This is a genomic window from Sphingobacteriales bacterium (genome assembly GCA_016706405.1).
In the GTDB taxonomy this organism is placed as follows: domain Bacteria; phylum Bacteroidota; class Bacteroidia; order Chitinophagales; family UBA2359; genus BJ6.
The window spans coordinates 1,137,241-1,150,907 of sequence record JADJJT010000002.1 but is presented as its reverse complement, the minus strand read 5'-3'; the positions used below and the strand labels follow the sequence as shown (position 1 = coordinate 1,150,907).

The 13,667-nt window shown below is 40.2% G+C and carries 7 protein-coding genes; all 7 read right to left on the bottom strand.

Annotation, left to right across the window (positions count from 1 at the left end):
• Positions 1-264 precede the first annotated feature (264 nt).
• Entirely contained in the window at positions 265-2,754 is a 2,490-nt protein-coding gene (locus IPI59_10840) for a T9SS type A sorting domain-containing protein (protein ID MBK7528030.1), read from the bottom strand.
• A 207-nt stretch (positions 2,755-2,961) separates the two neighbouring features.
• Entirely contained in the window at positions 2,962-3,579 is a 618-nt protein-coding gene (locus tag IPI59_10835) for a GNAT family N-acetyltransferase (protein MBK7528029.1), read from the bottom strand.
• A 77-nt stretch (positions 3,580-3,656) separates the two neighbouring features.
• Positions 3,657-5,588: a threonine--tRNA ligase gene (thrS, locus tag IPI59_10830; GenBank protein ID MBK7528028.1), complete on the bottom strand. Its 1,932-nt coding sequence runs from the start codon at positions 5,586-5,588 to the stop codon at positions 3,657-3,659.
• A gap of 135 nt (positions 5,589-5,723) precedes the next feature.
• Complete coding sequence (locus IPI59_10825) at positions 5,724-6,788, bottom strand: tetratricopeptide repeat protein (GenBank protein MBK7528027.1); 1,065 nt, start codon at positions 6,786-6,788, stop codon at positions 5,724-5,726.
• A gap of 269 nt (positions 6,789-7,057) precedes the next feature.
• Positions 7,058-8,587, bottom strand: coding sequence for a hypothetical protein (locus IPI59_10820; protein ID MBK7528026.1), 1,530 nt, complete (start codon positions 8,585-8,587; stop codon positions 7,058-7,060).
• A gap of 120 nt (positions 8,588-8,707) precedes the next feature.
• Positions 8,708-10,228 (bottom strand): T9SS type A sorting domain-containing protein, encoded by a 1,521-nt coding sequence (locus tag IPI59_10815; protein ID MBK7528025.1) that lies wholly within the window; start codon positions 10,226-10,228, stop codon positions 8,708-8,710.
• Between the two features lie 68 nt (positions 10,229-10,296).
• Positions 10,297-13,665, bottom strand: a complete 3,369-nt coding sequence (locus IPI59_10810) for a T9SS type A sorting domain-containing protein (protein ID MBK7528024.1) — start codon at positions 13,663-13,665, stop codon at positions 10,297-10,299.
• Between the last annotated feature and the right edge of the window lie 2 nt (positions 13,666-13,667).

Genomic DNA, 13,667 nt, shown 5'->3' with positions numbered 1-13,667 from the left:
AATTTAAAACTATTTATTAAGACAAAACATTTTTTTATGATTTATACTATGCTTTTATATTACTTGGAGGTTTAAAAAGGTAGTTTTAAGAACGAAGCAAGGCAAAAAAATAATCCGGATAATGAACTAGCCATTATCCGGATTATGCTGTATTTAAAACTTGTTTGTTTGGCTAAAAACCAATCAATTTTAGTTCAAATTTACCTTAATCTGCTTAGTAAGTGTATCGCATATTGCATTTTAACACCTTACCTATCCATCTAACTAATACGCTACTAATTTATGTATTGTTTTGTAACCATTGCAAGTAATTTGCAAGTAATAAATGCCTGCGCCATATTGATTTAAACTCATCTGTGTTTTGGTAGGCTGTGTTTGATGTTTGCTCACCAATACTTTTCCGGAGGCATTGTAAAGTTCAAAACTTGCTTCGCCCCAGGTTTGTATTTGGTAGGCGCTATTACCAAGATTTTGCAAAAGTGGCAAATTTGTTTGGGTTCGGGTAACAAAAATTGAAGCAACGATACTGGTTTTATTATTAACGTCAATTTCCAACAAGCGGTAGTAGCTAATACCGTTGGGGGCTTGGGTGTCGATAAATTTATAAGCGGCACCAAAGTTTTTACCTTTTGCGGCTTGTTTGGTTATGGGGGTAAACTGGCTGGCGTTGCCAATGCTCCGTTCAAGGATAAAGTAGGCCGAGTTAGTTTCGGTGGCTGTTGCCCAGCTTATTTGGTTGCCATTTTCAAGGGCTAATCCGGAAAAATCTAAGAGTTCAATAGGTGTTTTGGTACAAATAATTGCTTCTTGCTTTTGGCCACTACAACCCAATTCATCTTCTACGGTTAAAGCCCATTCTTTAGCTTCGCCCTCTTTAATTAAAAAGTTTTGCGTTTCAGTCCAGCCTAAAGAAAAACTTGCAAATCCGTTAAAAGTATAATTTCCCGATTTTAAATATTCAGGAAGGCCGCCTTTGCCCGAAAAAACAAGGGTATAGTCGCCTGTACCCCAATCGCAGTCGCCATTTGCTATAATTTCAACGGGGGTTAAGAACACAATGGGCGTGCCTGGTGCTATTTTGGTACAGCCGTTATTAAAATCGGGTACGCCGGGCGTGCTGCCTTGTGGCCCTACAACAGCCGATACATAATAAACAGTTTGGTATTTAATATCGGGATTATCGGCTTTTGAAAACACACCTCCGGAGGTGTTAATCGCTAAAACAATTCCTAATACATCGTTGGCACTCGTATGAAGTACGTAAGCTAATACATCGTCTCCGTTTAACAAAGCTCCGCTTGTAGCAACATCAACACTACCACCCTCGCAAAGGTAAATGGGGCCTTCGGGCATGGTGCCGGGCTGCGAGTCGCCGCCACCTATTGTTACAGTTATTTGGTCAGTGGCTTCGCAACCTTCTTTGCTGGTAACTAAAAGCGTGTAGGTTACAGATTCGGTTCCGGCGGTAACTTTAGGGTTGGCAATATTTGGGTTGCTCAGGCCAGTTTCGGGCGACCATTTGTAAACTGCCCCTACCACAGACAAGGCCTGTAATTGGGCTATATCGCCTGGGCAAAGTGTAATATCAGCTCCGGCATTGGCAGCAGGAAATTCGGCCACAATAATAGTTACCTCATCCGTATCAAAGCACTGTGTTAAGGGGTTGGTTAAGGTAATGGTATAAGTAGTGGTGCTTGTAGGGGTAGCTATGGGGTTTAATATATTGGCGTTGTCAAGCCCAATTTTAGGCGACCACGATATTTCTGTGCCGTTAAAAGCAGTTGCATTTAATTGTACTGATGCACCTGGGCAAACAGTTGTATCTTTTGTGCCATTTATATCTGCTAAGGTTAATACAACTTCGCATGCGGCCACGTTAAATTGAAAATCGCGCAGGCTAACATTTATTAGCACGCCATCGCGGTACTCGTACACACAAATACCCACTACAAACTGCCCTACCGTTTCAGGAAAAGCGGTTAACTCTCCGGTTTCGGGGTCAATACTAAGGGGTGGTGTGCCGCCCAACATGTCTAATTCGCTGTAAGGTGGGTTTAACCATAAAATTGGGTCATAAGGCGGGGGCGGAGCGGTGAGAGGCATTGGGTTGTCGGGCGAGGCACCATCTAGTGGGGTGCACAAGCTATATGATAACGAGTCGCCGTCTAAATCAAATGCCGAGTGGTCAAATACCAAGGGGCTATTGGCACATACTAAGATTGGTGGGAAATTATTAAATATCGCCGAATTATTGGTACAACCATCATCTGCAGTAAATGCCGGAATTGTAACAAAATAGGTATTTCCTGTGCCACCTGGGTCAACTATATTAACAATAGTATTATTGCGGCAGCAACGCTGATAAACAACATAATAATTACCTCCATCAGCAGGCAGGGTAACATCCAAGGCATAAGTACCCAACTCAACACAAACATCCGGAGCGGTTTCTATACAAAGCCCGTCGGTTGATATTTCGAGGGTGTCGCGGCCAAGCAAATTTACAGTTGGGTTTAATACTACAAAACCAAAATCGTCGTAAAAAGTTAAGTAGGCCGGCTGGTCAAAATCGGCACATCCGGTACAATTACAGTCGCGATAAAGTGAAAGGTGAATTAAAAAATCTTCGCCGCCAAAACATTCGTAGGTCAATTCGCCACCTACTGCATGTGCAGCTTTAAGTGTTGTGGTAGGCAAATTAGCCAAAACACAAGATAGAATAGCAAATAGTAAAAATTGTAAAGCCTTTTTCATAAATTTACTTTTTGTATATAATTTTATTGTTAAATGCTGAAGATATAGACATTGCCCTACTAACACTACTAAGGCATAGTTGCGTAAAGGTAGTTATAATATCCGGATATTGATAAAAAAAATTAAGAACGCTGGCATAAAATACGTTTAACATTATGACAATTTATTTTATTATATCTCATAAAAAAACAATTGCCCTTTTATTACTTACTCGCCATCATTTTTTTTAAGCCAATCGGGTTGTAATATGGCATACAGTCGGCAATCTTCAAAGTTGGATTGCCGTAAATAATAGCCGCGTTTAATGCCTTCGAACAGCATACCGCATTTTTCCATTACCCGCCACGATGCAATATTATTGGGGTTGCAAGTTGCTTGTATGCGGTGCAGATGCAGGTGGGTAAAACCATATTTTAATACGGCTTTTAAGGCTAAGGTAGTTATGCCCTGTCGCCAAAATTTATGGTTCAACACATAACCAACCTCGCAGCGAGCATGTGCCGCGTTCCATTTATGGATGCCAATAGTGCCAATTAACAAGTCATTTTGCACTATTGCCCATTCGGGGTTAGGTTTAAGGGTATAGTTTTGAATGGTAGTAGTAACAAAATTAATCGAATCTGCTAAGTTGCGGTGAGCTGGCCAAAGCGTATAGCGGGTAACATTTTTACTCCGGGCATATTCATAAATGGCAAGCGCATCGGTCAATTGCAATGGCCGCAACCATAAATTAGTGTCGTCAATTTTAACAACAGGAAATTGTTTAAACGGATGGTTTTGATGCCACTCGTACTGTAAATAGGAGGGCGTAGTGTTCTTTTCCATACGAGAAATGGATTTAGTTTATCCGGATTAAAAAAAATCACTTCAACAAATTTAGTATGTACGTGTGTAGGCAGTGACTACGCTTCAATTTCAGCTTTTATCAATCTAATAAAATCAGCCAAAGTCATAGTTCCTTTGTCGCCATGGCCTTCGCCCTCGCCATGTCTGCGCACGGCTACCAAACCTTCTGTGGCTTCTTTTTCGCCAACAACTAATTGGTAAGGTATTTTTTCGATGGAGGCTTCGCGAATTTTTCGGCCAATTTTTTCGCTGCTATCGTCCACGTTGGCGCGTATGCCTTGTGTTTGTAGGGTTTGGCTTATTTGGTGGGCATAGCCATTAAATTTTTCGCTGATAGGTAATATGGCTACTTGTTGTGGAGCTACCCATACCGGAAAATTTCCGCCATAGGTTTCGAGTAGTACGGCAATAAAACGTTCAAGCGAGCCAAACGGGGCACGGTGAATCATTACGGGGCGGTGTTTTTCATTATCCGGACCTATATATTGCAGGTCAAAACGTTCGGGCAAATTATAATCTACCTGAATAGTACCTAACTGCCATGAACGGCCAAGTGCATCTTTAACCATAAAGTCGAGTTTTGGGCCGTAAAATGCGGCTTCGCCATATTCAACAATAGTGTTAAGTCCTTTTTCAGCAGCGGCTTCAATGATGGCATTTTCTGCTTTTTCCCAGTTTTCATCGCTACCGATGTATTTGTCGCGTTCGGTTTGATGGCGCAAGCTAATTTGTGCGGTAAAATCGGCAAAGCCCACTTTTTTAACTACCGTTGTTACCAGGTCAATTACGTTTTTAAACTCATCGAGCAGTTGTTCGGGAGCGCAAAATATATGGGCATCGTCTTGGGTAAAACCGCGCACCCGCAATAAGCCATTTAGTTCTCCGCTTTGTTCGTAGCGGTAAACAGTGCCAAACTCGCCCAAGCGCAAAGGCAGGTCGCGGTAGCTAAGTTGAAAAGCCCGGTAAATTTCGCAGTGGTGGGGGCAGTTCATTGGTTTGAGCCTATATTGTTCGCCTTCGCGGGGCGTGTCAATAGGCTGAAAACTATCGGCGCCGTATTTGGCTTCGTGTCCGGAGGTTATATACAACTCGCGGCGACCGATATGGGGTGTAACTACCATTTTATAGCCACGTTTTACCTGCTCACTGCGCAAAAAGTCTTGCAAAATTTCGCGCAACAGTGTACCCTTTGGCAGCCATAGTGGAAGTCCGGCACCAACCCGCTCGCTAAAGGCAAACAGTTTTAAAGCCACGCCCAATTTTTTATGGTCGCGTTTTTTTGCTTCTTCTAATTGGTGTAAATAGGTATCTAACTCGGCCTGTTGTGGAAAAGTAATACCGTACAAGCGGGTAAGCTGTGGGTTTTTTTCATTTCCGCGCCAATAAGCGCCGGCAATATTTAGAATTTTTGCAGCTTTAATATATCCGGTATGTGGTAGGTGTGGGCCTCGGCAAAGGTCGTAAAAACTGCCTTGCTGATAAAATGTTATTTCGCCATCGTTAAGGCCATTTACCAATTCCGTTTTATAGGGATTATCAGTATAAGTTGCTAAGGCGTTGGCTTTGCTTACCTCTGAACGAAGGTAGGGATTTTTTTGGGCAGCCAATTCTAACATTTTGCGCTCAATGGCTTCGATATCGTCGTTTCCGGGGCTGTTGCCACAAAAATCAATATCGTAATAAAAACCTTTTTCAATAGGTGGACCAATAGTAAACTGTGCTTCCGGATATAAAGCCTGAACTGCTTCGGCCATCAGGTGCGCCGACGAGTGCCAAAAGGTGCTTTGCCCGTCAAGGTCATCCCAAGTTAATAATTTTAAATGGCCATTGGTGGTAATTGGACGGGTGGCATCCATCACCTCATCGTTGAGTTTTATGGCTAAAACTTTTTTGGCTAAACTATTGCTAATTGCGCTGGCGATGGCAAGGCCGGTTATTCCGGATTCGTATTGCCGTACAGTACCATCAGGAAAAGTAATATCTATCATAATATAATTTATATTCGGGTTTTTAATGGGTTTTAATTTTGTTTTAGTATCAAAGTCTAAAAGCTAAAAGCCAAAAGCTAAAAGCCAACAGCCAAAAGCTAACAGCTAAGAGCCAATAGCTAACTCTCAAAGAACTTATTTATCTTGAATTTTATTTAAAGCGGTTTCAATTTCGGGTTCGTTAGGTAAAAAATTTAAGGCTTGGATATAATCGCGGCGGGCCGAGGCAAGGTCGTTCAGTTTTTCGGCGCATTGCCCCCGCATAAAATAGGCTTTGCCCATGGTGGGTTTTACGGCGATGGCCATATTAAAGTGGTCGCGGGCTTTTGCATAGTTTTTCTGATTATAATAAATAAATCCCATATTGTAGTAAGCATCGGTAAAATTGCGGTCAACAGCAACAATTTTTTTGTACTCGGTCAAAGCTTTATCGGCTTGGTTCGTATTTTGGTAAAACATGGCCTTACCGTACAGGGCTTCGGCACTTGTGCTATCAATAGCTAATACTTTATTATAATTTGTTAAGGCACGGTTGTCCTTTCGTTCAGCATACATTTGGGCAAGCATAATAACAGCATCGTAGTATTCGGGGTCAAGTTCAACGGCTTTTTCCATAAGCTTTAGGGCTTGGTCGTTTTTTTGTTGGTCGCGCAGGCTCATAGCTTGCCAAAAAGCGGTGGCAGGCCCTCGAGGGTCAAGTTTTTCGGTTTTTTGAAATAATTCGTCTGCTCTTTTATAGTCGGTTAAGTAGTAATAATATTTTCCTAATTCGCGCATAATTTCAGGTTCATCCGGAGTTAAACTAAGCCCTTTCTCTAACACAGCGATAGCATCTTTCATGTTCTCAACGTCAAAATACAAATCGGCTAAGGCTAAATAATAAGCAGCATTTGTACTGTCGTTCAGCAAAGCGCGGGCAAAATCTTGTGCAGCTTTTTCGGGAACATTGGCTTGTAAGTACATATTGCCCCTTGCAAACCAAATTTGTGCGTTGGTGCTGTCTTTTTGAAGTTCCCTTGTTAGTTGTTGCAAGGCCGGCGATGCCTCAATTTGTCGCAATGCTGAATTGCTAACTGTGTCGGCAGGGTTTGTATCATTGGTGGCAGTTGCTTGCTCTGTACTTGATTTGCCCGAACAAGATGCAATAAGCAGTATAAAACTTACCCAAAGCGCACAAAATATCAGATGTTTGCGAAACATTTGCAATAGCTATAATAAAGTGGTAGTTAAACAATTAACGAACTAAAAATGTCAATTTTAGTTTAAATTAACCCACAAAATTAGGTCAAATTTGGCAGGTTTACAAAACTGTTTTTTTCGAATATATTAAGACAATATAATTTTAGCTTTTTACCTTTTTAAAGAAGCTTTTTTTATCGAACTATTAAAATAAATTTCATAGTATAAGTATAAAAAAGTATCCGGATAGCAGCCTTAAAACTTGCTCTCTGGGATGCAGGGGTCATAAATTAGTCAATTATCAATAATTTACCGCTTGCCACTACGCCAATACCGCTTGCTAATTGCCCTATGTAGGCGCCGGCGGGTAAGGAGGTGGGTAAAACCAAATCAATAGCTGTAATGCCGTTGGTTTGGTTGGTAAATATTGGTTTTGAAGTGTAAACTTTTTGCCCCTGCAAATTATACAACGAAAAAACGGTATAAGGCAGGTGCAAAGGAATAGTTGCCTGCAAATTTATACTATTACCTGCCGCATGATGGGTTATTTGCATATTATTAATGCCACGATTATAGGGTTTATTGGCAGTAATATTATTATTGTTGCTGCTTAATATAACTGTAGTATCGCAGTTGGCTATGCCGCAGGTTTTACCCATACTATCTGTTTTTACCAGCCATGCCGTTACAGGGCTTAGATGGTTAAACCCCGATAAAATAAAACCCCCATCGGGCGTGCGTTCTATATCGCGGATATAATCTTCAAAGCCGATACCTGTTTTTAGCTGGCTCTGCCATACTATTTCGCCGTCTTTGGTGAAGCGTGTTAATTGAGTACGCATTGTATCGGTATTGCTAAAATCAACAACTGAAGCAATAACATCGTCATTTGGCATTAATACTACCGAACCGTCAGCACCACATACATCATTAAAAGGATATAGTTTTGTTTTTAAGGTATTTCCATCCTTGTCAAGGCGAGCAAAATAAAATTGGTCTTTTGAGCCTATTTGCTTTGCACCTAAAATAATGTATTCGCCATTACTTATTTGTAAGGCAAAGCAACCCCAATCATTTTCTGTCGTTCCCCAGGTTTTTTCCCATTCTGTTTCAAAATTGGCAGTAAGTTTAAGGGCATACATATCGAAACCTTTTTCTATAGTATAAGAATAACCCGATAAAATATAACCCCCGTCGAGTGTAGGCTGGCTGTATAAAATAGTGCGGTATTTTATTGTATTTAGCTCAATAGTTGGCAATTCGTTGCCGTTTTTATCGGTTTGCAGTATAATTAACTTACTATACCCACCAGGGGCAGATGACCAACAAACAACGCTACACCCCGTTGAATCGGCTTTAAGTATGGTTGATGATCCCTCAGATTTTTTGGGGCGATTAAATAAATGGGTATAGATGGTATCGCCATTGGTATTTATTTTTAGCAATAAAATATCGGTATCAACACTGTTTTTGCCTATAGTGCCGCTTAAATAAAAATTATTGTCGGCAGCATCTTTATAGAAGGCTTTGGGAAGAGAATAACTAATATAGCCCGATTTTATGTTATTTAACTGTTTAAGCCAAATTAAATTCCCAGCAAAATCGGCTTTAGCAATGGCAAATCCGGTTACGGTGTCTGATTTTTGCATTAAACTGCTAATATATATATGGTCGTCTATAATTTCGTTACCTAAAAAACTAATATGTTTTAGATCTAAACTATATATTTTATTAAAATAGGTGGTTGTGGGTTCTTGGGCATTAATAATTTCCCCACAAACATTAAATAGTAATAGTATTGTTATTAAAAGCAAACGCATAATCATATAAAAATAAAATAGCAGCCATACCTATAATTAAATTAATTTTTATTTGCATAAGAATAAATATTTAAATTGTCTGAACTACTGATTTTTAGGATTAAATGATTAGCAGGATTTTTACCACAGCACCATTTTAACACCCTCTATCTCCGGATGGTTTTGAAGGCGGCAGTAATATATTCCGGATATTAGGTTGGCGGTGGTAAACGTGGTGGTTTCCCCTCCTGATGATAAAGGAATGGTTTTAACCAACTGCCCCTGGATGTTAAAAATTTCAAGGGTTTCGCCTTGATTTATTAGATGGGTATAGTTGGGGTTGAGGGTTAGGGTAGCCGTTTGGTGGGCGGGGTTGGGGGTTACTGCCCCTAACCCCGCCGAAGTAGGAACTCCCCCTAACCCCCTCAGTGAGGGGGAATTTTCGATACCTGTATATAACGACATAAAACAACCCAAATACTCGCAGGTTTCGCCGAGGGTATCTATTTTAACGACCCACGAACTTTGTTGTGTGTAGTTAAAACCCGATAACAAAAAACCACCATCATAAGTTGGCTCTATATCTTTAATATACCAATCGTTAAAAGCATCTATACCCGGAATTTTCTTTGTCCATAGGGTGTCGCCATCTTCCGTATAGCGAATTAAAACAGGGTAGTAATTATATAAACCATTGTGGGTTAATAAACAACCAATATAACCATTGTTTTCGCCTGGCATTTTACGAGGTACTGCTTGACTTGATGTTGGATAAGCGCCTATAATATACTCTTGTTCCCAAAGCAAACTACCCTCAGAACTTAATTTGGCTATATAGCATCTTTTCTTTTCTCCGCTATATAGACCACCTGTTATTAAGTAGGTATTGTCGTTTGCTTTAGTAATATGACACCCATTATCGCTTTCGGGGGTGCCATGTAAAAACTCCCACTCTTTTTTGTTTTGGTCGTTAAACTTTGCCACGTACATTTCGGTGCTCTGTAAAGAATTGGGGTTTATATAACCCGAAGCAATATATCCACCATCAATACCATAGTCTAAGCTTGCGCCCAGTCCTGATTTGGTAGTATGTAAAGTGGTATCCCATATTTTTTGACCTGCGGCATTGGTGCGCAAAACATAAAACTCCTTAACGGGGTCATTAATTTTTCGCTTTGTTCCGGCAATAATATAGGTGCTGTCGGGCATAGATAATACTGCTCCGGGCGTATCGTGTGTTTCGGGTTGTTCAATAGTAGCCGTAAACAAAGCATTGCCGTTTTTATCAAATTTTATCATAACTATATCGCCGTCTCCGCTGTTAAGGGTACTTGTAACCCCACTTACCAATATAAAATTGCCGTCTGTGGTAGGAGCTAAAATTTCACCTTCTATAGTATAAATGTCATGTACCCCATAAAAATAGTATTTAAACCATTTATTGTCTCCGGCAAGGCTGAGTTTGCGCACATAAATGCCACTCGTAAAATTATACGAGCCAAAGGGTCCGGCTATTAAATAGCCATCAGGCAAAGGCATACATGCAGGCGCGCCCGTGTTTAGTGTATCGTAAATATATTCTTTGTTAAAATAGTAAAATGGTTGGCTCTTTACGGCTATAACCCAACCTATTGCAAATGTAAGTAATATTAGGTATTTCATTGTTTAAATAGTATTAAACATTCAAAGCCCTTGCGTTTACAAGGGCTTTGTAATGCTATATTAATAAATTAACGAATTATAGTAAATTTAGCATAAGGCGCGGCTATGCCGTTGCTTACTTGGCTTATATAGATACCGGGGTGTAATTGTGCCGTATTAATATTAGCTTGCCCATTTACCATTTTCACCTTTGCTACTTCTTGCCCATTGGCAGTATATAAACTTACTTCTGCTTGCGCAAACATTATAGGGTTGGCAGTAATGTAAAGTTCGTTATTTGCGGGGTTGGGGTAAACTAATAAATTGCTGGTGGTATGCTGCGTGGTTTCGTTTTGTTTTTTCACCTCAACAGGTATGCGGTTATAACCCGTTTTTTGGCTTATTGCCGTATGAGTTTGCGCCATTAAACTACCCAAATCGGGGGGGTAAAGCAGGTTTTTATCGGCTAATTTAGTTAGGTTTTGTTGTGCTGATTGGGTTGTTTTACCGCTGCCCCCTGTGTTTTGGCGTTCTTCGATATAATTGGTAAAAAATTCGTGAAAAGCAATATTATCAGGTGTGTCTTGTGGTATTAAATCTAAAGTAGCCAATGCTTGGCTATACTGCCCTTGCAGGGTTTGCGTGGCAGTTAGTGCCTGGTTTAGGTTGCTTGTAGTTAACAGTGTTTCTGCCTCGCTAAATTGGTTTAAGCTAATATGGGTGCGCAATAATTCGCTGGTAATTAATGTTTGTTGTGCAGGGGTAAGGGTGGTATCGGCTTGTAAATTTTGTAAATAGGCAATTTTGGCAGCCCCCGTGCCACCGCCTTGGGTAATAAAGGTACAGTCTGTTTCGTCATCAGCGCAATCATAGGTATTAATATTGCCACTTAACAGCGTAGGTTCGTAGCCATTTGCGTAGGTAATATTAAAAGGTATTTGGGCGTTGCTGTAATAAATATGATAGGTACTGCCATTTTGCGGGGGAGTATGCCAATCATTGGCATTGGGGTTAAGAAGTTCGCTCACAAAATCACACGCCCCTTGGTCTTGCAAAAAGTCAAAAATGCGCAGGTCGTATTTGCTTTGTGCATTAAACACGTTGCAGTCGATGGTTAGCAGTTGGTTGCTGCCTCCCTCAATTTGCACACCTGCCCGCAGGGGTTTATTGCTGTTGGGGTTGGTGTTGTCGGGTACGCCAAACACGTTTTCGAGTACCGCAGCACCCATTGTGCCGCTATTGTGCATTACCAAACCATATTTAAAATTGGTTTCTGTTGCCGCCTCTGGCGCGTTAAAAGTGTTGCCTGTTACCTTTAATCCGGTTGATAAAAGCGTATATACACCATAATTGCCATCTGCATTACTTAGTGTAAAATTATTATCTTCAATCGCAGAAAAACTATTGCCGTTTAAGGTTATGCCTTTATAGGTGTTGTCGTAAAAATTATTGCCAACAATACTTAACATACTTTGCAGGGCATTTAGTCCATAACCTGTTATACCTTTGTATAATGCCGAAAAATTATTGTCGCCGATACTCATATTGCTATTATTGGTTATAATGCCGCAACCTTGTTTATCGAGGTCAAAGGCTTGTGGGTTGTGGTTTTTAAAGGTGTTGCCGTTTATGCTTACACTATTTATTTCGTTGGTATATACCCCAATATACCCTAAATTGGTATAAGTATGGGTGCCTAAAAATGGGGCAGTAATATTAAAATCGCTGTTAGCAATACTACTAAGCCCAATATTATTGTAAGGGTTAAATTCTACACCTACCGAGCAATTATCGAAATTGCTGTCTAAAGCCGTTAGCAAACCACCGCCACCGCTTAAAACATTGCCTTCGAGCACTACTAAAGGTTTACCCACTTGCACGCCAATTTTGGCATCTTGAATAGTGGCGTTGTTGAGTTCTACAATGCCATGATGCGTTAATAAATCGGTGTTTCCGGATAATTGGCAGGCGGGGTCGGTTACATCTTGGCAGTTGGTATAATTGCCTTCAATTTGTATGCCCTGCCAAGGGGTGTTATCGCAACGTTTACCTCTAAATGTTACAGGGTAGTTTTCGTAACCATAAGCAATCAGTTTTCCGCCGGGTTTTACAATTATTCCGCCTTGGGGTGAAAACTCAAAATATCCACCATCAAGCGTCAGGGTTGCTCCGGATTCGATAATAATTTTGCCGTTAATCCGTAACAAGTGATTGTGCCATGTTTCATCGGCAGTTATCAATATGTTCTTTGACCAAATATTATTTTCAAACTGAAAATTATAGTCACTTGAGGCTGCATCATTAAAATTTATTTGCAATTCATCTGTCCGGGTTTTTCCATCATTAAAAGTTGTTGTTATCATAAAATCTCTTGATGTAATAGTTAAGTCTTCTGTGTAGGACAAGGTTTGACCTGTTGCATTACCACCACTCCATGACCAATCAATACTACTTATATTATCCCCATTTACCGTCATTACAACAGTTTGAGATTGGCTAGGGTTTATATGGTCTATTATTGCTTCGGCAAAATTGTAATCTATGGCTACTACGCCAGTGGCGGCTAGATTTTCATTTGACCAAAGGTGTTTAAAGTTCAAAATTCCAATTTCGTTTGATATTACCGTATTGTGCAATACATCGGTCATAAATAGAGCCTGACCAAAGGTAAAATTAGTACGTTGTGGGCAGGCACTCATAAAATTACTCAATTGGACATGAGGAAACAAGTCGCCACCACAACTTGGTGCGTAAAAATCACACGATTCAAGCACCCCCGGAGGTGTATCACAAATAAAATCGCCTTCACTTGTGCAATTAACCTCGTTGCAGGAAGCTGCCTCGTAAGTATGCTTTAACCCAAGCATATGTCCTAATTCATGAGTTGGGGTATTACTACCGAAAGAAGCGTAATCTAAATAAATTCCTCTTCCGTTTAGGGCAAAGCCATAAACTGATTTTTCAACAATATCAGATACAATCCAAATATTTATATACTTGCTAATGTCCCAAAGAGCCATAGCCTCAAAACGATAAACTTCATTTGCAAAATCAGTGCTATTATTGTAATAATGAAACTTGCTATCAGCATCATAAACATAGTTAACGCCATCTGTTTCATTGCCTTCGGGATCCAACCCGGCTAGTGCAAACTGAATTTTTGTATCAACAAACTCGTTTATAACTGAATTGGTTGTTCTAAAATTTCTGTTAATGTTAAATAAAAAATTTTCAGTTATCTCTGTCATTCCGATATCAACTTGTGCTTGTTCAAGCGTACCACTATAAACAACATGAATAACAATGGGTAAAACCTTTACGGCATCAGTACAAAAATCTACATTTGACCTAAAACCACCTTCGTCATATTCTCCAAACAAAATAGCTCCTCCGCACTCTTCGGTATCTTGAGCAAAAGTAGCTAAGGTATTTAAGTTGGTCAATATTAGTAGCGCCATAA

Bases quoted from the DNA above. Each gene is read 5' to 3' on its own strand.
- IPI59_10840 (MBK7528030.1), bottom strand. From the start codon at position 2,754: ATGAAAAAGGCTTTACAATTTTTACTATTTGCTATTCTATCTTGTGTT.
- IPI59_10835 (MBK7528029.1), bottom strand. From the start codon at position 3,579: ATGGAAAAGAACACTACGCCCTCCTATTTACAGTACGAGTGGCATCAA.
- thrS (MBK7528028.1), bottom strand. From the start codon at position 5,588: ATGATAGATATTACTTTTCCTGATGGTACTGTACGGCAATACGAATCC.
- IPI59_10825 (MBK7528027.1), bottom strand. From the start codon at position 6,788: ATGTTTCGCAAACATCTGATATTTTGTGCGCTTTGGGTAAGTTTTATA.
- IPI59_10820 (MBK7528026.1), bottom strand. From the start codon at position 8,587: ATGCGTTTGCTTTTAATAACAATACTATTACTATTTAATGTTTGTGGG.
- IPI59_10815 (MBK7528025.1), bottom strand. From the start codon at position 10,228: ATGAAATACCTAATATTACTTACATTTGCAATAGGTTGGGTTATAGCC.
- IPI59_10810 (MBK7528024.1), bottom strand. From the start codon at position 13,665: ATGGCGCTACTAATATTGACCAACTTAAATACCTTAGCTACTTTTGCT.